Below are 22906 nucleotides of genomic sequence, written 5' to 3' on the forward strand. Positions count from 1 at the left end.
GCATGCAGTGCGACTGCATTGTTCGATAACCAACACAAACAACTTATTTGAAAGTATCGCCCGATTGACTCCATTTTTGACCGATGAACGCGATACGCTTGTTTCAATTTTCAGTGTCGCCAGAACATTGCTGAACGTGGTTCAATTAACTGCGCGAAGAAAACTGCAGCACTCTAATAGTTAGTCGCCCGGACGGGCGTCAAGTATGAAGATTGCTGTTATCGCTCTACCTTTCAAAGATTATCGTCGCGTTCTAGACTGGTAAGCGATCAACGCAAGTCGCTGGAGCGCGTATCCATATGCGTTTTTTCAACGAGCCGTCGTAGCAGCGCACTGTCACGCCCCAGTCGCGCCGCTTTGGAAACAATAGCAAGGGGCGCGGCATGAAACGGGGAATTCGTGAAGATACTCATAGCGAACACACTCTACTTTCCGGATGAACCCGGGGGGGCCGAGGTATCGACGCGATTGCTCGCGGAAGGACTGGTGAAGGCGGGCATGGAGGTGTGCGTGGTCTGCGCGACCGGCACGGGCGTCGATCGCGTGGAGGAAATGAATGGCGTGAAGATTCATCGCCTGCGGTCGGTGAATCTCTATTGGCCGCATCAGCGGCAGAAACGCGGGCGTGTCGCGAAGCTGATCTGGCATGCCATCGACGTGCATAACGTGATCATGTCGCGCAAGCTCAAGAGCATCATCGAGCGGGAGAAGCCCGACGTCATCAGCACGAGCAATCTGTCCTGTCTCTCGATTGATATCTGGCGTCTCGCGAACAATGCCGGCGTGCCGATCGTGCATACCGTGCGCGACTACTACCTGATGTGCCCCAACGCGCTCATGTACACGCGCGGCAAGGCGTGCACGCGCCAGTGCGGCGTCTGCTCGGTCTATGCGATACCCAAGCGGGCCGCGTCGTCGCGCGTGTCGGTCGCGGTGGGCGTGAGCCGCTTCGCGCTGCAAAAGCACCTCGATAGCGGCTATTTCCCGCAGGCGGCGCACACGGCCGTCATCCATAACTGCGCCGAGCCGTCCGAAGGCTCGGCCCCGCCGCAACGCATGCGCCGTTATGAAGGCGGCCCCGTGCGGCTCGGTGTGCTCGGGCGCGTGTCGCAGGAGAAAGGGCTCGAACTCCTGCTCGAACAACTGCTCGCGGACGATACCCTGCAGTGGACGCTCGCCATCGGCGGCGCGGGCGATGCGGCATATCTCCGTTCGCTCAAGGCGAAATACGACGATCCGCGCGTCGAGTATCTCGGCCGCGTCAAGTCCGACGAGTTCTACGGCATGATCGATGTGCTCGTAGTGCCGTCGATCTGGAACGAGCCCTTCGGACGCGTGACCGTGGAAGCGTATTCGCATGGCGTGCCCGTCGTAGCCGCGGATACGGGCGGCATTCCCGAAGTGATCGAGCCGCGTACGAATCTCGTGTTCGAAATGACGCGGCCCGCTACGATCATCGGCAAGCTGCATGAAGCGGTTGCACTGCTGGATGACCCGGGCGTTCACGAACGGTTGCGCGCCTACGCCGCGCGCTTCAATCGCGATGCGATGGTCGCTTCCTATCTCGAGTTGTATGAGAGCGTGCTCAACGATCCGCAATCGAGCGTGCTGTATGCTCGATCGCGCGGTTATCCGGTGTGATGCCGCGACGCCCCTCACGCAACGGAGTTCGTGACGCATGACGAGCATGACGAAAACCAACGAGTATCAACAGCCCATCGGGGAGCCGGTAAGCGAGTGGAAAGCGCGCGAGCGGCCCGCGCGCATCGGCATCGACGGCAAGCATTGCCGCCTCGAACCCGTCGATGTCGAGCGCCACGCGGCCGATCTCTTCGAAGCCTATGGCAAGGCATCGGACGGCAGCGACTGGACCTATCTCTTCGTCGGTCCGTTCACGGAGTTCGATGCCTTCCGCGACTATCTGACGAAAGCCGCGGCATCCACCGATCCGCTGCATTACACCGTCATCGATTCGACGAGCGGCAGGGCGGTCGGTACGCTCGCGCTGATGCGCATCGAGCCCGCGCATGGCGTCATCGAAGTGGGCAGCGTCACGTTCTCGCCCTTGCTCAAGCAAACGCGCATATCGACGGAAGCGCAGTATCTGCTGATGCGCTACGCATTCGATGACCTTGGCTACCGGCGCTACGAATGGAAATGCGACAGCCTGAACGCGCCCTCGCGCAAGACGGCGCTTCGGCTCGGCTTCGAATTCGAAGGCATTTTCAGGCAGGCGATCGTCTACAAGGGACGCAATCGCGATACGGCGTGGTACGCGATCATCGACCGCGACTGGCCGCGCATTCGCAGCGCATTCGAGCGCTGGCTCGCCGACGATAACTTCGATGCCAACGGCAAGCAACGCGCGTCGCTTGCGCAATTGCGCGATGCGATCGGTAATTGATCGGTAATCGAATGAAATGCTTTTCACTTTCGGGCGCGTCAGCTAAGCGCATTTCCTTCGTTTGATCGTCCCGACGCCGACGTGAGAATGATGAGCCTTTCCGCTATGGTGCCGCTCGCCATCTCGGCCATTGCGAGCGGCGCGGATATCAAGGTGGTGTCCGCGGGCGGCGAGACCTTGCCTGACGCGCCGCATATGAAGTACTTCACGCGCAAGGACTCCGGCATTCGCGCGCCGAAAGACTTCGAAGGCAAGACGGTCGCGTTCAACAGCTTCGGTGCATGCGCGGAGTTCGTGACGAAGAAATATCTGTCGCAGCACGGCGTGGATGTATCGAAGATCAACTGGCTCGTCGTGCCGGATAACCAGTCGCAACAGGCGCTCGTCACGAAGAACGTGGATGTCGCCATCATTCATCCGCCGTTTTCCGGCGCGGCCGAAGCCGATGCGCAACTGCACAAGCTCTGGAGCGACTGCCGATGTTCGTCGCCGCGAAGAAACGGGACGGCGTGCCCAGGCGCGGCATACGGTGGTCGATCGCGTTCGAGCGATCCATCGCGCTGATCGTGTTCGCGGCGCTGTGGGAATTGCTGCCGCGTCTGGGCATCGTGAGCACGGCGTATCTGAGCCCGCCGTCGCAAGTGGCGCTGGCCATCGCGCAATTGTTCGACAACGGCGAAGTGTGGAAGCATCTCGGCGCGAGCGCGCTGCGCTCGCTCAGCGGCCTGCTGCTGGCCGTGGCGGGCGGCGTCGTCTGCGGCTTCGCGCTCGGATGGTTCCGTCGCGCCGAACGCATCGTCGATCCGCTCTATCAACTGTTGCGGCAGGTCTCCGCGTTCGCGCTGTTTCCCGTGTTCATGCTGTTTTTCGGCATCGGCGAATCGTCGAAGATCGCGATCATCGTATGGGCCGCATTCTGGCCGGTGCTGCTCAACACGATCTCCGGCGTGAAGGAGGTCGAACGCGTGTTCGTCGATTGCGCGCGTTCGATGGGCGCATCGCAAGGCTTCATCTTCGCGAAGGTCGTGCTGCCCGCCGCGTTGCCGGAAATACTGACCGACGTTCGTCTCGCGGGCGCGTACAGCATCACCGCGCTCGTCGCGGCCGAGATGATCGGCGCGCGCTCGGGGCTCGGTTTCTGCACGCTCAACTCACCGGAAACGTTCCAGATTCCCGACATGTATGCGGGCATCGTGCTGCTCGCGCTTTTCGGCCTCCTGATGAATAAGAGTCTCTCGATGCTCGAACGGCGTCTTTTACGCTGGCGCGTCGGGCTCGCACAGAATGGCTAGAAGCGGACTTGCGGCGGCGCAATCGTCCAGTCGATGGCTGCGCTGGCTCGCTGTCGTCGCGATGACGTGCGTCGCGCTGTCGTCGTTGCCGATGCGCGATCGCGGCGACGCCCGCCCGTTTGCGCCGCGATCGCGCGCGGCGCGTTGATCGTCGCGGTGCCATCGCGTCCGGCGCCGGCATTGAACGTCGGCAAGGTCGATCACTTCGCGCGCGTGCCCGATGGTTTCGCCGCGGCGCTTGCCGAAGACATCGGGCGGCGCGTCGGCCCGCCTGTCACCTTCGTGCTCGCCGATGCACGCCATACGCTGCGCTCGGGCGCGGCGGATATCGCAATCGGCGGACTCGCTTTCGCCGATGACCGCGCGCTCGCCTACGCGCCCACGGCTTATACGTCGGGACGCGGCATGGCGCTCGTGCTTCGGCACGGCACGGTTCACGACTGGCGCGATCTGGCGGGCGCATCGATATGCGTGGCGAGCGGCAGTCGGTTTGCGCGAAACGCCGCGCGTCGCGCGCACGCAAACGTGCGGGCGTATGACCGTCCGCTCGATGCGTTGCTGGCGTTTCAGGCAGGCGAGTGCGCCGCGCTCGTCGACGACGAGCTTGCCATCCGCAAGCTGCTGAAGCAGCCGGACTGGGCCTACTACCGGCGCTTGCCGGGCGCGCTCGATCCCGCGCCCGCGTATATCGCGACGCGTGGTGGCGACCTCGCGAGTGCGGTATTCATCGAACGAACGGTGCGGGACTGGCGCAGGCAACGCTGGCTTTCGACCGTGCGCAAAGATCAGGCGACGCGGCTTGCGTTCGAAATGTTCAACGCGCAGAACGATTTGTACTGCCACTGAGGGGCGCGAGCGAGATCGGCGAACGGCTCAGCGCCCCTTCCACGGCACGAGCCTTTTCTCCAGCGCGCGCATGGCGAAATCGAAAACCCATGCGATTGCGCCGATCAGCACGATGCCCATCACGACGACATCCGTGCGCAGGAAGCTCGACGCGTTGAGCACCATCTGGCCGAGGCCGGCCGTGGCCGCGACCATTTCCGCGGCGACGAGCGTCGTCCAGCCGAAACCCACGGCGATGCGCAAGCCCGTCAGAATCTCCGGCAACGCGGCGGGCAGGACGACATGCCACACGACTTGCCGGAAGTTCGCGCCGAGCGACCACGCCGCGTTCACTTGTTCGGCCGTCGCGCTCTTCACGCCGGCGCGCGCAGCCATCGCGACCGGCGCCAAACACGCGAGCCAGATGACGACGATCTTCGCGGTTTCATCGATGCCGAACCAGATCACGACGAGCGGCAGATAGGCGAGCGGCGGCAGCGGCCGATAGAACTCGAGCGGCGGATCGAGCACGCCGCGCGCGATGCGGCTCACGCCCATCAGAATGCCGACCGGCACCGCTGTCACGACCGCGAGCGCGAACGCGCCGAACACGCGGATCGCGCTCCACAGCAAATGTTCGGACAGCGGCAAGCCGCCTTGCAAACGTCCGCGAACGGCGTCGAGAAACGCGCGCCACACGGCATCGGGCGAAGGCAGGAAGAGCGGGGCGATCCAGTGAAAGTGCGTCGACGCCCACCACAGCGCGGCGATCGCGACGACGCACAGCGCGCTCGGCAGAGCGGTCGAACCCGCGCCGGGCATGCCGCGAAGTCGCCTTTTCGTGCGTTTGACATGAAAGGCGCGCGGCGCGTCCGCGACCAGATGCGCGTGATGATTCATGACGCCTCCGTTTCAGTGCGATGCAGGCGGCGCGTCAGCCGCTCGCGCCATTCGATGAACGCAGGCGACGATTTCACCGCGCGCGCATCGCGGTTGCGGATGTAGTCGCGCGAGAACGGCAGCTCGTGCACTTCCTCGATGCGGCCAGGACCGGGCGTCATCAGCACGAGGCGCGTCGCGAGAAAGAGCGCTTCCTCGACGCTATGCGTGATGAAGAACACGGTCTTGCGCGTGCGCGACCAGACATCGAGCACGAGTTCCTGCACGTTTTCGCGCGTGAGGGCGTCGAGCGCGCCCATTGGTTCGTCCATCAGCAGCACTTCGGGATCGCCCGCGAGCGCACGCGCGATGCCCACGCGCTGCTGCATGCCGCCCGACAGCGCGTAGATCTTCGCGCGTTCGTGTTGCGCGAGGCCGACGAGCGCGAGCGTGCGGCGCGCGATTTCGCGGCGCTCGTCGCGCTTCATGCCGCGAAAGCGCAGGCCGAGCGCGACGTTGTCGATCACGTTCAGCCACGGCATCAGCGCGTGCTTCTGGAACACGACGCCGCGTTCCGCGCCGGGACCGGCGATCGGCTCGCCATTGAGCGTGGCGCTGCCTTCGGTCGGATAGATGAAACCGGCGAGACAGTTGAGCAGCGTGGTCTTGCCGCAGCCCGACGCGCCCAGCGCGACGACGAACTCGCCGCTGCCGATCTGCAGATCGACGCCCTTGAGCGCCGGCGTGCTCGCGCCTTCATAGGTGAGCCCGAGATTGCGGATCGACAGCGACGTCATTTCGCGGCCTGCTGCACGAAGCGCGGATCGACGCCCGTCGAATAATCGGCAAGCACGTTCTGGATCGTGCCTTGCTGCTTCAGGAATTGCGCGGTGGCCGTGAGCGATTTCGCCGCGCCGGACTGCTTGCCGCCGCCGAGCCACGTCTGCGACGCCTGTTCGCCCGCCGATGGGAACGCGTAGAGCGCGAGGCTCGCGGGCACATCGGCGGCGGCGGCGCCCGATTCCTGCGCGACCGCGCGCACCTCTTTCGAATCGACCGTCCATGCGGCCTTGTTGTCGCGATATTGCGCGTCGGTGTCGGCGAGCACTTTGACCAAGCCGGCGAGGAATGCGGGATTGGCCTGCGCGAACTTGCGCGACGCCACGAGGCCGTCGAACGTCGCCTTGCCGCTTTCCTTCGCGACTTCGCCGGACGTGATCAGCACGCGGCCGTTCTGCTTGGCCTTCGCGAGCACCGGGTCCCAGATGTAGGTCGCGTCGATATTGCCGCGCTCCCACGCCGCCGCGACTTCCGGCGGACGCAGATTGACGATCTTCACCGAAGACGGATCGACGCCCGCCTGCTGCAACGCGACGAGCGCATGAAAGTGCGACGTCGACACATACGGCACGGCGAGGGTCTTGCCTTTGAGATCGGCGAGCTTGCTCACGCCCGCGCCGTTGCGCGCGACGAGCGCTTCGGCGTCGTTGATGTTGTCGAGAATCCAGAACAGCGACAGATCGACGCCTTGCGAAAGGCCGGCCGCGATCGGGCTGGAACCGGCTTCGCCGACTTGTATCGATCCGGATGCGAGCGCGCGGATCACGTCCGCGCCGCTGCCGAGCTTGCGATACGTGACCTTGTAGCCGGTGGCTTTCTCGACGGCGCCGCTCGCCTGCGCATAGCGCCACGGCACGACCATATCCTGATAGCCGATGACGACTTCGCGCGTTTCGGCATGCGCGGCGAGCGGCGCGAGCGCGATGGCGCCGAAAGCGAACGAGGCGAGGCTGGCGATCAGTCGACGGCGGCGAATCGGTGATTTCATGGCACGAAGAAGAGAGGTTTCGAAGCCTCCGACTATAGGCACTTCGCATGCCGCGCCTACCAATCTTTTGTGCGTAGCAAATGAACCGGCGATCGCTTTGTTATCCATCGCGACGGCGTGATTCGCAAGCGCTGCCTGAAACGCCCGTAAAATAGACGCGGCTTCCCGCTCCACCGGCAGCATCGCCCAGCATGACGAAAGACGACGCCACTCACGTCCGCGCGCATGGCGCGTCGACGAAGCGCAAGCGGCTCGGCCGCCCGGCGGGCAACATCAATCAGCGCGAGAACATCCTCGATGCCGCCGAGGTCGATTTTTCGCAGCGCGGCTATGCGGGCACGTCGCTCAAGGAAGTGGCCGCGTCGTGCGGCGTCACGCAGGCGCTCATCACGTGAATGGGAAAAAAACTAGCGTCGATGTCATGCTGATCGACATGACGGCGCCTGGCATGGAGGGATTCGAAGCGACGCGGCGCATCCGCGGGAATGCGCGCTTTCGTAAGCTGCCGTGAAGGCGATGAAGGGTGACCGGGAAAGCGTCTCGCGGCGGAGGCGAGCGAAGATCAGGCAAGGCCGGTCGACGTCGACCGGCCTTGCGCGCTGTTGCGCGTGTGGATGCCGAGGCGGGTTTAGATATTCAACGCCCGCTTGTCGACCGCAAGCGCCGCCTCCCGCATCACTTCCGACAGCGACGGATGCGGATGACAGATCCGCGCGATATCCTCACTCGCTGCCTTGAACTCCATCGCGACCACGGCTTCCGCGATCAGATCGGATGCGTTCGCCGAGATGATGTGCACGCCGAGAATCTCGTCGGTTTTCGCATCGGCGATGACCTTGATGAAGCCGTCCGTCTCGCCGATGCCCATCGCGCGGCCGTTCGCGAGCATCGGGAACTGGCCCGCCCTGACTTCGCGCCCTTCGGCCTTCAGCGCCTGCTCGGTCTGCCCGACCCACGCGATTTCCGGATGCGTGTAGATCACCCACGGAATGCAGTTGTAGTCGATATGCGGCTTCTGCCCGTCGATGATCTCCGCCACCAGCACGCCTTCGTCCTCGGCTTTGTGCGCGAGCATCGGGCCGCGGACGACATCGCCGATCGCGTAGACATTCGGCACTTTCGTCGCGCAATGGCCGTCGACGGGAATGAAGCCGCGTTCGTCCGCCGACAGACCGATGGAATCGAGCCCGAGATCGTCCGTGTTCGGCACGCGGCCGATCGACACGATCAGGCGATCCGCGTCGAGCGTCTGCGCGTTGCCGTCCTTGTCCTGGTAGGAAATGGAGACGCTCGAATCCGTCGTCTTCACGCCGTCGATCTTCACGCCGAGGTGAATCGTCAAGCCCTGCTTTTTGAAGAGCTTCGCGGCTTCCTTTTGCAGCGCCGTATCCGTCGTGCCGAGAAATTCGGGCAGTGCTTCGAGAATCGTCACTTCGGCGCCGAGCCTGCGCCACACGGAGCCGAGCTCCAGGCCGATCACGCCCGCGCCGATCACGGCGAGCTTCTTCGGCACGGCATCGAAAGCGAGCGCGCCTTCGTTGTCGGAGACGATTCTGTTGTCCACGGGCACGTTCGGCAGATGCCGCGCCTTCGAGCCCGTCGCGATGATCACATGCTGCGCGGTATGCGTTTCGCCGCTGACTTCGATCCTGAAGTTGCCGCCGTCCTTGCCCGCGAGTTTGCCGTGCCCTTTGAGCCAGGTGATCTTGTTCTTGCGGAACAGGAATTCGACGCCGCCCGTGATCTTCTCGACGATGACTTCCTTGCGCCCGACCATCTTGCCGACATCGACAGAAAGCTCGCCGACGCCGCCGATGCCGTGATCGGCGAAGTGCAGTTTCGCGCTCTCGAATTTTTCCGACGACGCGAGCAGCGCCTTCGATGGAATGCAGCCGACGTTCAGGCACGTGCCGCCGAGCTTCGGCTTGCCCGCGTGATTGATCCATTCCTCGACGCACGCGACTTTGCGTCCGAGCTGCGCGGCGCGGATCGCGGCGATATAGCCGCCGGGACCGGAGCCGATCACGATGACATCGAAATCGGCTTTGTCGGTGGATGTCTGTGCGCCGGGCGCGGGGGCAGGCGCGGGCGCAGCAGGCTTTTCAGGCGCAGGCGCCGCGGCTGACGCCTTCGCCTCCGTATCGATGACCGCGAGCACTTCGTCCGCATGCACGATATCGCCTTCCTTCTTCGCCACTTCCGCGAGCGTGCCGGCGGAAGGCGCGGGCACTTCGAGCACGACCTTGTCCGTTTCCAGTTCGACGAGGATTTCGTCTTGCGTCACGGCGTCGCCCGCTTTCTTCTTCCACGGCAACATCGTCGCTTCGGTGACGGATTCGGAAAGCTGCGGAACCTTGACTTCAATCCTGGCCATTCAGATTCTCCTTGTGAGCGATTTCTCGCGACTGGAAACGATCGGAAAACGTCCGGCAAAGCGCGCCTTGCGGACGGACAGCCTTGACCGGCCGGCCCGGCGCGCCGAAGTCGTAGGATACGCCCTGTCCATGGGCTTCGTGCGTCGATCCGGCTTTTCGGTATCGCTATATTCAGTGGTAGCAGCGCGCGAGAGAAAGAGGACGAGACGCGCGCGTTGCGCAGCAAGCTCGGCGAAGCGCACGCGCTGCTGAAGGTCGTCCAGGCTGAATGCGCGGCGCTGGAACGCGCGACGCTCGATGCCGCCGATCAGCCCGACGCGCGCCGTCGTGCCGTCGAATGCGTGAGCGGCAGGCGAATCGTCTATGTCGGCGGAAGGCCGAATTCTAATGCGGTGCTGAAGTCGCCGGTCGGGGCGGCGGGTGGCGAGCTGATCGTGCATGACGGCGGCATCGAGGATCGCAAGGGCTTGCTTGCCGCCGCGCTGCCGGACGCGGATGTCGTGCTCTTTCCCGTCGACTGCATCGATCACGATTCGATGAACATGCTGAAGCGCGTCTGCGAGCGGCACGGCGTGGCGTACTCGCCGCTGCACACCGCGAGCGTCGCGAGCTTCGTGGAGTTCGTCGCGCGGCTCACCGCGAGCACGCAGCAAAGGCGCGTGAGCGGGCCGCCACCGTCCGCGTTCTGCTTACGGCATGGGTAGAGGCCAGCGGCTAGTGCCTGAGTAGCTTCGTGAGCGATTCGATCTGCGCGGCGCACGCGGCTTGCGCCTGCGCTTCGACCTCGCGATAAAGCCGGATGATGCTTTCGCCGACAGGCGTCAGCACACAGCCGCCGCCGCTTTGCCCGCCTTGCTCCGAGATCGTAGCGGGCGATTCGAGCGAGCGGTTGAGCTCGTCGATGAGCAGCCACGCGCGCCGGTACGACATGTCGAGGCTGCGCGCCGCCGCCGATATCGAGCCGTGCTTGCGCACCGCTTCCAGCAGCGAAATCTTGCCCGGGCCGATCGCGATGGTCTCGCCTTTCGTGACGCGCATGCGAAAACGAACCTGGGCCGGCTGGCTTGCCGCGTCCCTTGCGTCCGTCGCGTCCGTCTCCTTCGCGCTTGCTGTTGTTTTGTGGGTCGTCGCCATGCCAGAGAGAATACACGAACGAAAACGGACGGACGTTTCCTCCACGGGCGGGCGCGTCAGCGGTTGCCCGGATAGCAGAAACCGTAATCCTCGCATCCGGGGCAGCCAGGCGCGCACGTCGGCGCATCGCCGCGCGCGAGGAACACGGTGCGCTTGAAATCCGTGTTGTCGGGACGTCGAACGCCGGCGGCGTCGAGCAGCACGCGCAACTGCACGCCGCGATAGCTTCCCATCGGGCGGATGTAGCGGCCGGTCGAAAAGCACACCAGATCGAACGGCTCGATGCTCGCGCGCGAGAATTCGCGCAATGCGGCGACATCCAGCGTGAGCGGTCTTTGCACCGTGCCGCCGATTTCGGCGTGCGGGCTGGAAATAGCTTGGCTTAGTGACGGCAAAGTTGCATGGCTGGGCAGCATAGGTCGGTCTCGCTCCATCGGGCGTGATATCCGAGACTACACGACGGTGCACCCGATGGCGTCTTCGTCCGCGCATGATGGACATGTTGCTCGCGATAACTGGCGCAGCGAGTCGCAGCGAAGAGCCGCCAAAGCCTGGGGTTTATCCCTTGCTGTTGATCCAGTCTTCTGCCCATTCACGGGAGAAATTGGTCGCTTCGATTTCCTTGTCGAAATAGCCGAGCGAGTAAAACCGATATTGCATCTTTTCAGCGAGAGCGTTGGATCGCTCCAGCAGCAGATCTGCTGAAAAATAACCGTCTGGCAGGCGGTGTGCCGAAGGACGCACGGAATAACCGCGATAATCGTGGAAGAGTGTCTTTTGCATTTTATTTTTAGGTTTGTGAAGGCGTGCTCTCGAGCGAGAGACGGCGGGAACGCACGCAGCGTTTTCCGCAAGCAGTGGTGCGATTGCGACCACGTGGCGTGCGGGCTCCGACTGGGCCCGCACGACTGGGCTCCGCGATTGGAGCCCAGTGTTCTGAAACGATCAGAGCGGCTTGATATTCGCAGCCTGCAGTCCCTTGGGACCGCGCTTCGTTTCGAAGCTTACTTTCTGATTTTCGGCCAGGGTCTTGAAACCATCGGCGCGAATTTCCGAGAAGTGAGCGAAAAGGTCGTCGCCGCCATTATCGGGCGTGATGAAGCCAAAGCCCTTGGTGTCGTTGAACCATTTGACGATACCGGTATCCATCTGGAATCCTTGAAAAAAATTTGAATAGAAAGTGCGTTCCGCAAGGGAACTGAAGAAGCAGCAAGGAGGGAATGGACAACGAATACCGCGAGACAAAACGGAATATTGATGAGCAGCAATCGAACTTCTTGGATACTTCCAAACGAGACTCTACCAATTCTGACAAAAGTAGTCAAGCAATCGTCGGCGCCGCCCATGTCGCAACGACAGCGCCGACCGGGACGCTCAATGACGGCGAGGGTGTTCGAGGAAGAATCGCACCATCTCCGCGCTGGCGTCGGGTCCGGATGGATCGGTGTAACTTCCGCTCGAAGAGCCACCGGCCCACGCGTGGGGCGCGCCGTGGATGGTCCAGAGTTCGGCGTCCACGCCTGCTCCAGACGTCATGTGCCGGACGGTGTGCGTTCGTGCGCCGGCACGACCGGACGATGCGCGTTCGGTGAATCCCTGTAGCAGTTCAATGGCGTTGGCGGGATGGACGGTCGCATCGGCGTCGCCGTGAAATACGATCAGCGGACATTGGGGTGTCTGACTAACGTGCGCGCGCGCGCGCCCGGCCTTTTGCGCTTTCTTGCCGCCGCGCATCGCTGCCAGTGCGGACGGCAAGTCGTGTGCGCATCCAACCGGCAGGCCCGAATGAACGCCTGCCGCTGCATACAGATCGGGATAAGTCTGCGCCAAGATCGCCGCCATCGCGCCGCCGGCCGAAAGCCCAGCCACGAAGACACGTTCCAGATCGACGCGATGATTCGCCATGACCTCACGTGTGATGCCCGCGATCAATGCCGGCTCGCCCTGGTCGCGCTGCTGATCGACTCGCCTGAACCAGTTCCAGCACTTCGACGTATTCGCGCCTTGAGGCTGGATCGGATAGACGACGATAAAGCCGTGCTTTTCGGCGAGCGCGTTCATCCGCGTGCCGGCTGCGAAATCGTCCGCGTCTTGCGTGCAGCCATGCAGCATCACGATGAGCGGCAAGGGATCGCTGCCGTCATGACTCGGCACGTAGACCTTGTAGTTTCGCTGGCCAGCGGCGCTGGCGTAGCTTCGCATGCTGAAATGCCCGCGATCCTGCACGTCGGGCTCGGCTTGTGCCGCATGCGCGTGGCGCCTGGGTTGCAGCGGTTGCAACACTTCGGCGGAGCGTGTTGTCGTCGCGTCCGTCCGCTCGCCACGCATGGCGCGCTTCACGATCTCCGTCGCCGCGGCGGGATCGTTGTTGCGAAAGAGTGCGAACGCCTCTTTCATCGAGTCAAGAAAGCCTTCGTTGAGTTTCATTTTCATTCCGTTATCGGGCAAAGAGTCAGGGGCGCTAACGGATTCGATCCGCGAGCGCAGCCTTGACCGCCGGTGATGCATGGAGCGCGCCTCGAACCAGAATCGAGTCGATCGCTGCCAGCGCGAGTTCGGGAGAGACGTCAGTGGCAATGCTGGCCAATCCCAGCACCTGAATCTTGAGTCGCTGGTTGGCCGCGACCGCCGCTTCGAGGTCTTGTTTCGAAAAATGCTGAAGGCCCAGGACGAATTCGCGGCGCGTCACCGTTTCCTTGACGGCCGGAGCGTGAACCGACAACTGATTGCGGATCGCCGTACGAATCAGATCCGTGCGATTCGAGTAAAAACCTTCTTCCACGAGCAGATCGATCTGGCCCAGATCCACCGGACCCAAGTTGATCGTGATTTTTTCGGTCTCGCTGCCGCGTGATCGATCGACCGCTTCTTTTGCCATCTAACCCTCCCGTTACCATCCATATGGATGGTTATAAGCTGTTTTCAAGAGGGCGTCAAATTCTTCTCGGGGAGCGTGATGCGCGCTGTATGCGCACGTGGATTAGGATGTTTCGTCATCGACGGGAGAAGTGCATGAAGCGGCGGCTGATGGCGGCGTTCGCAATGTCGATGTTCCTCGCGGCGTGCGGCTCGGCCGCGCCGGGCACGGGCGCGCGCAAGGCGCCGCTCGCGGGCGCGCCGAACGGGGTCGCGGTGCGCGCTACAGACGGCGCGGTGTTCGTCACCGACGACAGGACCAACGGCATCGTGATGACGTCGAATATCGGCGGCGACGACTTTTCCCCGTACGCGCGCATTCCGGCAGCCGAAGGCGAGCGCACGGGCTTGAGCCAGATCGCGTTCGCGCCGAACGGGCATCTGCTCGTCGAGCGCTTCGGATTCGGCGCTGCGAGCGCGGTGTTCGATGTCGCGCCGAGCGGCCAGATCGCGCTCGCGTCCGACACGAATGCGGCGCGGCGGCGTCTGGGCCTGCTCGTGCTCGATGGCGGCACGTTTCTGTCGAGCTGGTTCGTGAAGGAGGGCAGCGCGCCCGCGACGGGCGGCGTGAGCGTGATCACGCGCGGAAGGGCGCCGCGGCAGGTGATCGAGCGCGATATCGTCACCGGTTTGCAGAAACCAGTTGGGCTCGCGGAGGTCGCGGACATGCTCTATATCAGCGATCAGGCCGCGAACCGCATCTACAAAGTGGATTTGCAGGCGGCGCGCGCCGCGAACGCGCCCGTGCCCGCCAGCGATGTCTTCGCGACAATCGATGCGCCCGACCTGATGGCCGCATCGCCTGACGGCACGCTCTACACGAAGTGCGGCGCGCACGCCGTGTGCAGCATTTCGAAGCGTGGCCGTCCGACCGTCATTGAGAACGATCTGGAATCGCCGCGCGGCGTCGCGGTCGATGTCGCGAGGAAACGGCTCATCGTCGTCGACCGGTCGAGCGCGCCGGACAAGCCGAGCGCGCTGCGCGTCATCCCGATCAAGTAGCGATGACGATACTCAACGCGGCGACGACCAGCCCTTGTAGCTGCCGACGTTCTCGCGCGTGACGAGCGTCGACGGCAACAGAATGATCGCGTTGGCCGGTTTCTTGCCGTTCATCAGGTCGTAGCCCACGCTCACCGCCTGCTGCGCCATCGCCCACGGGTCCTGACTCGCGGACGCCTGGACGAGCGTGTCGCTCTTCAGCGCGGTTTCGATATCCGGCGCGCCATCCACCGAAGTAATCACGATATTCCCGCGATGCAATTGCCTCGCCGCGAGGTCGGTGCCGATCGCTTGCGGATCGTTGATCGCGAACACGCCGTCGAGCTTCGGAAAACGCGTGAGATAGCCTTGCATCGCGTTCATGCCGCCTTCGCGCGAGCCCTTGGCGTCCTGATCGTCGGACAGGATCTTGATGCCGGGATTCTTCGCGAGCACGGACTTGCAGCCGTTCACGCGATCGATGACCGCCGACACCTGCGGCCCGTTCTCGATCACCACGTTACCCTTGCCGCCCAGCTTCTTCGCCAGGAAATCGCAGGAGATTTCGCCGGCCTGCACGTTGTTGGTCTGCACGGTGGCGTCGGCGCCCGCGGCCGCCACATCCACCGCCACCACCACGATGCCCGCCTTCTGCGCCTTCTTCACCGCCGGCTCGATCGCCTTCGGATCGACGGCGTTCAGCAGGATCATGTCGACGTGCGCCGAGATAAAGTTGTCGATCTGCGTGAACTGCTTGTTCATGTCGTAATCCGACGATACCGCCGTGACCTTCGCGTTCGGATTGATCGACTTGGCCTTCGCTTCCGCGCCCTTCGAGATCGTCACGAAATACGGATTGCCGAGCGAGCCGACCGTGATGCCGATGGACTTCAACTGCTTGTCGGCGGCGTGGGCGGATAGCGACATCGTGAACCCGATTGCGAGGGCGACGCTGGCGAAAAGCTTATTGTGTTTGCGCATGTTGTTGTCTCCGGTTGGTCCTTTTTTTGAGGGCGGGCGCAAGCGGACCCGAATGCGCCCGAATAGCCGATCAGCAATCAGCAATCAGGTGCGAGCCGAGCCGCGTTGACGATAACGGTCGAGCGCCACCGCGCCGATGATCACGAGGCCCTTGATGATGTACTGCCAGATATCCGACACGCCGAGCAGCACGAGGCCGTTGCTCAATACCGCGATGATGAGCGCGCCGACCAGCGTGCCGACGATCGAACCCACGCCGCCGACGAAGCTCGTGCCGCCGAGAATCACCGCGGCGATGGCGTCGAGTTCATACGACTGGCCGAGTTGCAGCCCGTTCGCCGCATAGAGACGCGCCGCCGACATCACCGCGCCGAGACCCGCGAGCAGCCCGGACATCGCGTAGACGAAAAGCTGGATGCCCCACACCTTGATGCCCGACAGACGCGCCGCTTCGGGATTGCCGCCGACCGAATAGATGCGCAGGCCGAGCACCGTGCGGCGCAGGATGAACCACGACACGGCCACGACGAGCAGCGCGATGATCACGAGCCAGGGCACGCCGAAGAGCGTGTCGTTGCCGATGAATGCGAACGGGAGTTGCGGATTGAAGATCGTCGTGTCGTGCCCGATCAGCCGCGCGATGCCGCGCACCGCGGTGAGCGAGCCGAGCGTCACGATGAAGGGCGGCAGTTTCAGCAGCGCGATCAGGAGGCCGTTGATGACGCCGAAGCCCAGGCCCACGGCGAGCGCGGCCGGAATGCCGAGCCATCCCCAGCCCGGAATGTTCGATGCGAGCAGCGCCGCGACCGCGCCCGCCGACAGAATCGAGCCGACCGAAAGATCGATGCCGCCCGTCAGGATCACGAACGTCATGCCCGCTGCGAGCACGATATTGATCGACGCCTGCTGCGTGACGATCGACAGATTCTGGAAGCTGAAAAAGCCGTCGGTCACGATGCCGAAGCCGATGCACAGCAGGATCAGCACCGGCAGCATGCCCGCGGTGCGCATCAACACCTGCATGCGTTCCTTGTGCTCGATGCGCGTCTGACGTTGCGCCGTGCTTTCCGCCTTTGCAACCGGCGCGTTGCCCGTTTCGTGGTGTTTCGTCGTGTTAGCCATGTCTCTCTCCAGATATGCTTTTCGTCAAGCCGCCAGCGCGACCTTCGAGCCCGTCGCCAGTTCGATGATGCCTTCCTGTGAAATCGGCTTGCCGGAATGGCCGCCGAGTTCGCCCGCGATTTCGCCTTCGCGCATCACGAGCACGCGGTCCGCCACGCCGATCACTTCCGGCAGCTCGCTCGAGATGACGATCACGCCGACGCCCGAGCGCGCCAGATCGTTGATGATTCGATAGATCTCCGACTTAGCTCCGATATCGACGCCGCGCGTCGGTTCGTCGAGGATCAGCACTTCCGGCTTGGTTTCGAGCAGGCGCGACAGCAGCACTTTCTGCTGGTTGCCGCCCGACAGCGCGCCGACGTTCACGCGCATGTTCGGCACGCGGATCGTGAGCGCGGCGATCGCGTCCTTCGCGCGCGTGTTGCCGCGCGCGAGATCCATCACGCCCACTTTCGCGTCGCGGCCGGCGATCGTGATGTTGATGTTGTCGCGCACACTCATGTCGAGAAAGAGACCCTGTCCCTTGCGGTCTTCGGTCAGATAGACGAGACCGGCGTCGATCGCGTCGCGCGGCGTGCGCAGCTTGACCGGCTTGCCGTGCATCGACACTTCGCCGCGCTTCTTTTCCTCCGCGCCGAAGATCAGGCGCGCGAGCTCCGTGCGCCCCGCGCCGACGAGTCCCGCGATGCCGAGCACTTCGCCCTTGTGCAGATCGAGGCTGCAGCCCTTCACGCGATTGCTGTCGGCGATATCGCGCACGGACAGCACGACGTTGCCCGGATCGTAGGGTGCGTGCTCCTTCTTGTAGAAGCCGGAAATATCGCGGCCGACCATCATCTTCACGAGGCTTTCGGCGGACAGTTCGTCGCGCATCAGCGTGCCGACGTAGGAGCCGTCGCGCAGCACGGAGACCCGATCGCTGAGTTCGTAAATCTCCGCCATCCGATGGCTGATATAGATGATCGCGATGCCTTCCGAGCGCAGTTGCCGCACGAGTTCGAACAGGCGGTCGGTTTCGCGCGAAGAGAGCGGCGTCGTCGGTTCGTCCATCACGAGGATGCGCGCCTTCGCATGCACGGCCCGCGCGATCTCGACGAGCTGCCGCTCCGCGATCGACAGATCGCCGACGAGCGTATGCGGCCTGAACGCCGCGCCGAGGCGCTTGAGCACGTCCTCGCAGCCGCGCTCCATGCCCGCGCGGTCGACCAGTCTTCCACGACGCAGTTCGCGCCCCGCGTAAATGTTTTCCGCGACGGAAAGATTCGGCGCGAGACTCAGCTCCTGATAGATCACTGCGACGCCGAGCGCGCGCGCGGCAAGCGGCCCGTCGATGGCGACCGTTTTGCCGTCGATGAGAATCTCGCCGCCCGCATCGGCCTGATACGCACCCGACAGGATTTTCATCAGCGTGGACTTGCCCGCGCCGTTTTCGCCCATCAGCGAATGCACTTCGCCGGGATAGACCGAGAGGCGCACGTCGTTGAGCGCGCGCACGCCCGGAAAAGTCTTGCTGATGCCGCGCATCTCCAGCAGCGGCGGTCGGGTCGAAGTTGCAACGGAAACATCATGCGGCATGGTTGACCTCTTGCAGTTTCGTTCCAGCATGGCGAAGGCCGGCCACGCGCGGCGAGAAGTTGAAGAACATCGGCAGCGTGGCGGCGCCGATCGCGCCCGCATCCGGGCCGAAGGTGCCGCGCACGAGCGTTGGCGTGCCGCGCGCTTCGGGCGCGTTGGCGGCGAGCGTCGCCGAAAGCCGTTTGACGAGCTTGTCGAGCAGGCCGCCGTCGATATCGGAATCGATGACGACCATCGGCACGTCGAGCACGCAGAGCGTCGCGCGCAGGGCGGGCGCGAGCGCTTCGATGCAGTCGTCGATCCATTCGTCGACGGCCGGAAGACGCCGCTCGATGCACGCCTGCAAATCGACGCGGTTGTCCGCCGCCGCGCCGCTGTAATTGAGATGCCGCACGAGCGCGTTAAGCGACGCGCGCGACAGCAGGATGTCCCACGGGCCCGAGGGCTGCGGCGCGGACGGCAGGCGGCTCGGCGGCACCGGAATCACGCCGATATCGCCCGCGTTGCCCGACGCGCCGCGCAGACAGTCGCCGTTGATCGCGATGCCGCCGCCGATCGCCGAGCCGAGAAACAGATAGACGAAGTCGTCGCAGCGACGGCCGAGGCCGTAGAAGAGTTCGGCGGTGGCGGCGGCGTTGCCGTCGTTCTCGCTGAAAACCGGCAGCGACAGCGCGCGGCCGAGCATCCCGGCGAAATCGGTTTCGTCCCAGGCGCGGAAGGTTTCGGCGGGAAGGCCGAGTTCGCGCAGCCACGAACCGAGATTGAACGGCTGCGCGATGCCGACGCCCGTCAGCCGTTCGCGCTCGGTCTCGGAAAGCAGGCCGAGCATGCTTTCGATATCGCGCCGCACGATTTCCAGCACCTCGGACGGATGCGGCAGCACGGCGTCGAGCGCGCTGCGGGCGAGCACATCGCCAGCGAAATTGACGAGCACCGTCTCGATGCCCGTGCGATCCAGCCGCACGCCGATACCAAACGCGCCGCGCGGATCGAGCCGGATGAGCGACGCGGGCTGGCCGCGCTGGCCTTCGAGCCGCCGTCCGGTGTATTCGATCAGGCCCGCATTTTCCAGCGACTCGACGATGCTGCCGACCGCCGTGCTGGTCAGATTCGCGTGACGCGCGAGTTCGGCTTTCGAGGCCGGCTCCGTGCGGCGCAACGCCTGCAAAAGCACACGTTCGTTGTACCGGCGGACGTTCGCGGAGTTGCTTCCTCTGCCGCTTGGGAGTTTCACGCGCTGTCTCCGTTTCGAAGCGGTCTTGCCGCCGCGTATTAATTAAATCAAGTTGATTTATTTAAGACCGAAGGCGCGGCGAAGTAAAGCAGGGAAATCCCGAGGCACGTTTTTAGGCGTCCGCTGAGGGCGACGCGAGCGTTGCGCCTTCCACACTAGGCGATGGAAATCCGCATTGCCAAGAAGCATGCCGATCCCTTGCGAAGCGCTTTCGGCGCGCGTTTGCTGTGAAAGCGCGGGAAGAAGCGTTGTGCTATCGTCGGCGACACTTTTTGATCTTTCCGCGCGCCTCGCCATGTTCTCGCTCTCCCAAGCCACGCACGCCAGCAAGGCCGCGCAGTACGACGACCTACTGCAGCAAACCCGCGCGCTCATCGCTGATGAAACCGACTTCATCGCCAATGCCGCGAATTTTTCCTCGCTCGTCTATCACACGCTGCCCGATCTGAACTGGGCGGGCTTTTATCTCTTCGACGGCACCGAGCTCGTCGTCGGGCCATTCCAGGGCAAACCGGCGTGCGTGCGCATCGCGATCGGGCGCGGCGTGTGCGGCACGGCGGCGCGTGACCGGCGCACGCAAGTCGTGCCGGATGTCGATGCGTTCCCCGGCCATATCGCCTGTGATTCCGCATCGCGCTCGGAGATCGTCGTGCCGCTCGTCGCGAGCGATGGCACGCTGATCGGCGTATGGGATGTCGATAGCCCCGTGCCGAACCGCTTCGACGATGAGGACGCGCTCGGCATGGAAGCGTTGTGCACGGCGTTCGTCGCACTGGCGTGGAGCAGGAAATGAGCCTCGATGCCGCGGGCAACGGCGTCGTCACGATCGCGAGCGCGCATGGCGCCTTCGCGACCGCCGACAAGTGATGCAGGCCGTGCCGACCGCCGCGCTCGACTTGCCGCTCAAGGTTCTGGCATGGGAAGACGCCGACGGCCGCGCCTGGCTTTCCTATAACGCGACGGACTATCTGCGCGCGCGTCACGGTCTCGGCGCCGATCTGATGAAGCCGGTGAGCGGCGTGGCCGCGCTCGTGGAAGCGGCGGCGCGCTGAGAAGGCCGCGTTCGCCCCTTAGGCCCGGGCGTCTACAATGAGACGTTTTCAAACGTCTCGAAAATCAGATTTATGACGAGCCTTGCCCGCCGACGCCTGCTTGCCGCCTGCGCCCTGAGCGCGTGCGGCTTCACGCGTGCGCGCGATGCGCGCGCGGCATCGGACAAGGCGACGGTCGCGCTCGTGATGAAGTCGCTGAACGATCCGTTCGTCGCGTCGATGATCGACGGCGCCCGCAACTACCAGCGGCATTACGCGTCGCAACTCGATCTCACGACGCACGGCACGACCACCGACCACGACGTCGCCGGTCAGACCCACATCGTCGAAACCTTGATCGATGCGAAGACGAACGCGATCGTCATCGCGCCGGTGGATTCGAAAGCGATGCTGCCGGTGGCCGCGAAAGCGATCGCGGCGGGCGTCATCGTGATCGCGATCGACAATCCGTTCGACGAAGCCGCGCAGGAAGCGGCGAACCTCACGATTCCGTTCGTCGGGCCGGACAGCCGGCGCGGCGCGAAACTCGTCGGCGCTTATCTCGCGTCCAAGCTCGCGGCGGGCGACGAAGTCGGCATCATCGAAGGGCCGTCGAGCGATCGTAATTCGCAGCAGCGCGCGCTCGGTTTCAGGGAGGCGATGAACGCGGCCGGCGTGCGCATTGCCGATTCGGACAGCGGCGACTGGACTTCGGCGAGCGGCAAGTCCATCGCGCTGCAGATGCTTTACGCGCATCCGACGCTGCGCGGCTTGCTTTGCGCGAACGACAACATCGCGATGGGCGCGATCGACGCGGTGCGCATCGCGGGAAAGAAGGGCCGCGTGCTGGTGACGGGCTACAACAATATCGACGCCGTGCAGCCGATGCTCGACGATGGACGGATGCTGGCGACCGTCGAACAATTCGGCGCGCGGCAGGCGGTGTTCGGTCTGGACGTGGCGGTGAAGGCGCTCGTGGAACGACGGAGGCAAGGGGATTTGTCGCCGTATATGGAGACGCCGGTTCAACTGGTTACCAAGGGACAGGCGAAGGGGTTTCGGTTCGGAGCGTCGTGAGGCGCTGCGGCGCACGTTGGGTGATGGTCGCAGCGATCGTCTTATCGTCTTGTCGCAAACCTCAGTCGGCCTTCCCCAACACTCCCCGCGCCGCCAGACTCCGATACAACGCCCGCACGCCGAACGTCCACGGCTCGATCTCGGTCGACAAGCGCACCGTATTGACCAGCGCCCCGAGCGAAGGCGTCGAGATCGTCACGACATCGCCGAGATGGTGCGTGAAGCCGCCGCCCTTCGTATCGCGATCCTTGATCGGCGAGAACATCGTCCCGAGAAACAGCATGAAGCCGTCCGGATATTGATGATGCGCGCCGTGCGTCTGCGTCACGAGATCGGCCGGATCGCGGCTGATTTCGCTCATGTGGCTCACGCCTTCGAGCACGAAGCCATCGTCCGCGCCTTCGATCTTCAATGAGACGCTCGTGCCGCGCACCGAATCCAGCGTGAAGCGCTCATCGAAGAGGCGCACGAAAGGACCGATCGCGCACGACGCGTTGTTGTCCTTCGCCTTGCCGAGCAGCAACGCGCTGCGGCCTTCGATGTCGCGAAGATTCACGTCGTTGCCGAGCGTCGCGCCAACGATCTCGCCGCGCGCGTTCACCGCCAGCACGATCTCCGGCTCCGGGTTGTTCCATTGCGATGTCGGATACAGGCCGACGTCCGCGCCGAAACCCACCGACGACATCGGTTGCGACTTCGAGAACACTTCCGCATCCGGCCCGATGCCGACTTCCATGTATTGCGACCACGCGCCGCGCCGCTCCAGTTCCGCCTTCAGCTTCATCGCGGCGTCCGAACCGGGCTTGATCTTCGATAAATCCGCGCCGATCAGCTTGTTGATGGTGTCGCGCACTTCCTGAGCCTTGCTCGCGTCGCCGCCCGCCTGCTCTTCGATCACGCGTTCCAGCAGGCTCACCGCGAACGTGACGCCACACGCCTTCACCGCTTGCACGTCGCAGGGCGCGAGCAGGCGCAGGCCATCGACGGAAGTATCGAGCGTCGCCTGCAGCAGATCCTGGACGTTGCCCAGATGCTCGCCTTGGGCGTTGCGAGCGATATCGAGCGCATCGGGGAGATCGAAGAGATCGGCGGTGGTCGGCGCGGCGCGCGTGATGTCGAACACTTCGCCCTTGCGCACCGCGACGACAGACGGACCGTTCACCGGCGCGGGACGCCACACGCGGCCGATCAGCACGGCATCGGCGAAATCTTCGGGCAGGCAGGAGGAGATGTTGACGGTTTGCATGAATTC

At 63.9% G+C, this 22906-nt stretch carries 24 protein-coding genes and 2 pseudogenes; 11 read left to right on the top strand and 15 right to left on the bottom strand.

The window, feature by feature from the left end; genetic code table 11:
• Nucleotides 1-399: 399 nt before the first annotated feature.
• The 5 genes and pseudogenes from AWB75_RS20360 to AWB75_RS20380 all read left to right on the top strand — a co-directional run bounded on the left by AWB75_RS20360 (nucleotide 400) and on the right by AWB75_RS20380 (nucleotide 4542).
• Nucleotides 400-1641 (top strand): glycosyltransferase family 4 protein, encoded by a 1242-nt coding sequence (locus AWB75_RS20360; protein WP_061125893.1) that lies wholly within the window; start codon nucleotides 400-402, stop codon nucleotides 1639-1641.
• Between the two features lie 46 nt (nucleotides 1642-1687).
• A pseudogene (locus AWB75_RS20365) lies at nucleotides 1688-2392 on the top strand (GNAT family N-acetyltransferase); the annotation flags it as partial.
• Nucleotides 2393-2503: 111 nt separating this feature from the next.
• Nucleotides 2504-2878, top strand: a pseudogene (locus AWB75_RS20370) (ABC transporter substrate-binding protein); the annotation flags it as partial.
• 5 nt (nucleotides 2879-2883) lie between these two features.
• Nucleotides 2884-3696 (top strand): ABC transporter permease, encoded by an 813-nt coding sequence (locus AWB75_RS20375; RefSeq protein WP_061125894.1) that lies wholly within the window; start codon nucleotides 2884-2886, stop codon nucleotides 3694-3696.
• Nucleotides 3697-3762: 66 nt separating this feature from the next.
• Complete coding sequence (locus tag AWB75_RS20380) at nucleotides 3763-4542, top strand: type 2 periplasmic-binding domain-containing protein (protein WP_159462792.1); 780 nt, start codon at nucleotides 3763-3765, stop codon at nucleotides 4540-4542.
• A gap of 27 nt (nucleotides 4543-4569) precedes the next feature.
• Here the strand turns inward: AWB75_RS20380 and AWB75_RS20385 are convergent, their stop codons facing one another.
• From AWB75_RS20385 to tauA, 3 genes are read right to left on the bottom strand one after another with little or no spacing between them, the layout of a single operon-like run.
• Nucleotides 4570-5421, bottom strand: coding sequence for an ABC transporter permease subunit (locus AWB75_RS20385; RefSeq protein WP_061125896.1), 852 nt, complete (start codon nucleotides 5419-5421; stop codon nucleotides 4570-4572).
• On the bottom strand, nucleotides 5418-6197 hold the full coding sequence (locus AWB75_RS20390; protein ID WP_061125897.1) for a taurine ABC transporter ATP-binding protein: 780 nt from the start codon (nucleotides 6195-6197) through the stop codon (nucleotides 5418-5420). Before AWB75_RS20390 ends, AWB75_RS20385 begins: the two co-directional genes overlap by 4 nt.
• Complete coding sequence (gene tauA / locus AWB75_RS20395) at nucleotides 6194-7228, bottom strand: taurine ABC transporter substrate-binding protein (protein WP_061125898.1); 1035 nt, start codon at nucleotides 7226-7228, stop codon at nucleotides 6194-6196. The genes AWB75_RS20390 and tauA overlap by 4 nt, the downstream gene beginning before the upstream one ends.
• A 191-nt stretch (nucleotides 7229-7419) precedes the next feature.
• On the opposite strand from tauA, the gene AWB75_RS20400 reads away from it, so the two are divergent.
• Nucleotides 7420-7623, top strand: coding sequence for a TetR family transcriptional regulator (locus AWB75_RS20400; RefSeq protein ID WP_061125899.1), 204 nt, complete (start codon nucleotides 7420-7422; stop codon nucleotides 7621-7623).
• 233 nt (nucleotides 7624-7856) lie between these two features.
• Here the strand turns inward: AWB75_RS20400 and lpdA are convergent, their stop codons facing one another.
• On the bottom strand, nucleotides 7857-9602 hold the full coding sequence (gene lpdA / locus AWB75_RS20405) for a dihydrolipoyl dehydrogenase (RefSeq protein WP_087086702.1): 1746 nt from the start codon (nucleotides 9600-9602) through the stop codon (nucleotides 7857-7859).
• A 216-nt stretch (nucleotides 9603-9818) separates the two neighbouring features.
• On the opposite strand from lpdA, the gene AWB75_RS20410 reads away from it, so the two are divergent.
• Nucleotides 9819-10307, top strand: a complete 489-nt coding sequence (locus AWB75_RS20410) for a DUF2325 domain-containing protein (protein WP_407642156.1) — start codon at nucleotides 9819-9821, stop codon at nucleotides 10305-10307.
• A 10-nt stretch (nucleotides 10308-10317) separates the two neighbouring features.
• On the opposite strand, the gene AWB75_RS20415 is transcribed toward AWB75_RS20410, so the two are convergent.
• The 6 genes from AWB75_RS20415 to AWB75_RS20440 all read right to left on the bottom strand — a co-directional run bounded on the left by AWB75_RS20415 (nucleotide 10318) and on the right by AWB75_RS20440 (nucleotide 13615).
• The gene (locus AWB75_RS20415) at nucleotides 10318-10737 is read right to left on the bottom strand and encodes a winged helix-turn-helix domain-containing protein (protein ID WP_087086703.1); all 420 of its coding nucleotides are present in this window, start codon (nucleotides 10735-10737) and stop codon (nucleotides 10318-10320) included.
• Between the two features lie 56 nt (nucleotides 10738-10793).
• Nucleotides 10794-11078, bottom strand: a complete 285-nt coding sequence (locus AWB75_RS38595; protein WP_235012176.1) for a molybdopterin-binding protein — start codon at nucleotides 11076-11078, stop codon at nucleotides 10794-10796.
• A gap of 217 nt (nucleotides 11079-11295) precedes the next feature.
• Entirely contained in the window at nucleotides 11296-11613 is a 318-nt protein-coding gene (locus tag AWB75_RS20425) for a hypothetical protein (RefSeq protein ID WP_327219441.1), read from the bottom strand.
• Between the two features lie 69 nt (nucleotides 11614-11682).
• Complete coding sequence (locus tag AWB75_RS20430; protein ID WP_061125902.1) at nucleotides 11683-11886, bottom strand: cold-shock protein; 204 nt, start codon at nucleotides 11884-11886, stop codon at nucleotides 11683-11685.
• Between the two features lie 225 nt (nucleotides 11887-12111).
• Nucleotides 12112-13164 (bottom strand): extracellular catalytic domain type 1 short-chain-length polyhydroxyalkanoate depolymerase, encoded by a 1053-nt coding sequence (locus AWB75_RS20435; RefSeq protein WP_061125977.1) that lies wholly within the window; start codon nucleotides 13162-13164, stop codon nucleotides 12112-12114.
• A gap of 34 nt (nucleotides 13165-13198) precedes the next feature.
• The gene (locus AWB75_RS20440) at nucleotides 13199-13615 is read right to left on the bottom strand and encodes a hypothetical protein (RefSeq protein WP_061125903.1); all 417 of its coding nucleotides are present in this window, start codon (nucleotides 13613-13615) and stop codon (nucleotides 13199-13201) included.
• Between the two features lie 134 nt (nucleotides 13616-13749).
• Here AWB75_RS20440 and AWB75_RS20445 point away from each other — a divergent pair, with 134 nt between their 5' ends.
• The gene (locus AWB75_RS20445; RefSeq protein ID WP_087086704.1) at nucleotides 13750-14655 is read left to right on the top strand and encodes an NHL repeat-containing protein; all 906 of its coding nucleotides are present in this window, start codon (nucleotides 13750-13752) and stop codon (nucleotides 14653-14655) included.
• A gap of 12 nt (nucleotides 14656-14667) precedes the next feature.
• Here the strand turns inward: AWB75_RS20445 and AWB75_RS20450 are convergent, their stop codons facing one another.
• From AWB75_RS20450 to AWB75_RS20465, 4 genes are all read right to left on the bottom strand, one after another.
• Nucleotides 14668-15561: an ABC transporter substrate-binding protein gene (locus AWB75_RS20450; protein ID WP_087086717.1), complete on the bottom strand. Its 894-nt coding sequence runs from the start codon at nucleotides 15559-15561 to the stop codon at nucleotides 14668-14670.
• A gap of 138 nt (nucleotides 15562-15699) precedes the next feature.
• Nucleotides 15700-16737 (bottom strand): ABC transporter permease subunit, encoded by a 1038-nt coding sequence (locus AWB75_RS20455; protein ID WP_061125906.1) that lies wholly within the window; start codon nucleotides 16735-16737, stop codon nucleotides 15700-15702.
• A 24-nt stretch (nucleotides 16738-16761) separates the two neighbouring features.
• Nucleotides 16762-18312 carry a sugar ABC transporter ATP-binding protein gene (locus AWB75_RS20460; protein WP_087086705.1) on the bottom strand — a complete coding sequence of 517 codons (1551 nt, stop codon included), beginning with the start codon at nucleotides 18310-18312 and terminating at the stop codon, nucleotides 16762-16764.
• Complete coding sequence (locus tag AWB75_RS20465; RefSeq protein WP_061125908.1) at nucleotides 18302-19546, bottom strand: ROK family transcriptional regulator; 1245 nt, start codon at nucleotides 19544-19546, stop codon at nucleotides 18302-18304. Before AWB75_RS20465 ends, AWB75_RS20460 begins: the two co-directional genes overlap by 11 nt.
• Nucleotides 19547-19841: 295 nt before the next feature.
• Between AWB75_RS20465 and AWB75_RS20470 the strand changes: the two genes are divergently transcribed.
• The 3 genes from AWB75_RS20470 (at nucleotide 19842) to AWB75_RS20480 (ending at nucleotide 21654) form a co-directional block, all read left to right on the top strand.
• Complete coding sequence (locus AWB75_RS20470) at nucleotides 19842-20339, top strand: GAF domain-containing protein (protein ID WP_061125909.1); 498 nt, start codon at nucleotides 19842-19844, stop codon at nucleotides 20337-20339.
• Nucleotides 20340-20412: 73 nt separating this feature from the next.
• The gene (locus AWB75_RS20475) at nucleotides 20413-20598 is read left to right on the top strand and encodes a DUF302 domain-containing protein (RefSeq protein ID WP_235012177.1); all 186 of its coding nucleotides are present in this window, start codon (nucleotides 20413-20415) and stop codon (nucleotides 20596-20598) included.
• A 72-nt stretch (nucleotides 20599-20670) separates the two neighbouring features.
• Nucleotides 20671-21654 (top strand): substrate-binding domain-containing protein, encoded by a 984-nt coding sequence (locus AWB75_RS20480; RefSeq protein ID WP_061125910.1) that lies wholly within the window; start codon nucleotides 20671-20673, stop codon nucleotides 21652-21654.
• Nucleotides 21655-21715: 61 nt separating this feature from the next.
• Here the strand turns inward: AWB75_RS20480 and AWB75_RS20485 are convergent, their stop codons facing one another.
• Nucleotides 21716-22900 (bottom strand): fumarylacetoacetate hydrolase family protein, encoded by a 1185-nt coding sequence (locus tag AWB75_RS20485; RefSeq protein ID WP_061125978.1) that lies wholly within the window; start codon nucleotides 22898-22900, stop codon nucleotides 21716-21718.
• Nucleotides 22901-22906 lie beyond the last annotated feature (6 nt).

This window comes from Caballeronia catudaia (assembly GCF_001544755.2).
GTDB lineage: Bacteria > Pseudomonadota > Gammaproteobacteria > Burkholderiales > Burkholderiaceae > Caballeronia > Caballeronia catudaia.

Excerpts from the sequence above, each read along its gene's own strand:
- lpdA (WP_087086702.1), bottom strand. The coding sequence starts at position 9,602 with ATGGCCAGGATTGAAGTCAAGGTTCCGCAGCTTTCCGAATCCGTCACC.
- AWB75_RS20475 (WP_235012177.1), top strand. The coding sequence starts at position 20,413 with ATGCAGGCCGTGCCGACCGCCGCGCTCGACTTGCCGCTCAAGGTTCTG.
- AWB75_RS20400 (WP_061125899.1), top strand. The coding sequence starts at position 7,420 with ATGACGAAAGACGACGCCACTCACGTCCGCGCGCATGGCGCGTCGACG.
- AWB75_RS20375 (WP_061125894.1), top strand. The coding sequence starts at position 2,884 with ATGTTCGTCGCCGCGAAGAAACGGGACGGCGTGCCCAGGCGCGGCATA.
- AWB75_RS20390 (WP_061125897.1), bottom strand. The coding sequence starts at position 6,197 with ATGACGTCGCTGTCGATCCGCAATCTCGGGCTCACCTATGAAGGCGCG.
- AWB75_RS20430 (WP_061125902.1), bottom strand. The coding sequence starts at position 11,886 with ATGGATACCGGTATCGTCAAATGGTTCAACGACACCAAGGGCTTTGGC.
- AWB75_RS20385 (WP_061125896.1), bottom strand. The coding sequence starts at position 5,421 with ATGAATCATCACGCGCATCTGGTCGCGGACGCGCCGCGCGCCTTTCAT.
- AWB75_RS20470 (WP_061125909.1), top strand. The coding sequence starts at position 19,842 with ATGTTCTCGCTCTCCCAAGCCACGCACGCCAGCAAGGCCGCGCAGTAC.
- AWB75_RS20440 (WP_061125903.1), bottom strand. The coding sequence starts at position 13,615 with ATGGCAAAAGAAGCGGTCGATCGATCACGCGGCAGCGAGACCGAAAAA.
- AWB75_RS20445 (WP_087086704.1), top strand. The coding sequence starts at position 13,750 with ATGAAGCGGCGGCTGATGGCGGCGTTCGCAATGTCGATGTTCCTCGCG.
- AWB75_RS20480 (WP_061125910.1), top strand. The coding sequence starts at position 20,671 with ATGACGAGCCTTGCCCGCCGACGCCTGCTTGCCGCCTGCGCCCTGAGC.
- AWB75_RS20455 (WP_061125906.1), bottom strand. The coding sequence starts at position 16,737 with ATGGCTAACACGACGAAACACCACGAAACGGGCAACGCGCCGGTTGCA.
- AWB75_RS20415 (WP_087086703.1), bottom strand. The coding sequence starts at position 10,737 with ATGGCGACGACCCACAAAACAACAGCAAGCGCGAAGGAGACGGACGCG.
- AWB75_RS20460 (WP_087086705.1), bottom strand. The coding sequence starts at position 18,312 with ATGCCGCATGATGTTTCCGTTGCAACTTCGACCCGACCGCCGCTGCTG.
- AWB75_RS20485 (WP_061125978.1), bottom strand. The coding sequence starts at position 22,900 with ATGCAAACCGTCAACATCTCCTCCTGCCTGCCCGAAGATTTCGCCGAT.
- AWB75_RS20435 (WP_061125977.1), bottom strand. The coding sequence starts at position 13,164 with ATGAAACTCAACGAAGGCTTTCTTGACTCGATGAAAGAGGCGTTCGCA.
- AWB75_RS20450 (WP_087086717.1), bottom strand. The coding sequence starts at position 15,561 with ATGTCGCTATCCGCCCACGCCGCCGACAAGCAGTTGAAGTCCATCGGC.
- tauA (WP_061125898.1), bottom strand. The coding sequence starts at position 7,228 with ATGAAATCACCGATTCGCCGCCGTCGACTGATCGCCAGCCTCGCCTCG.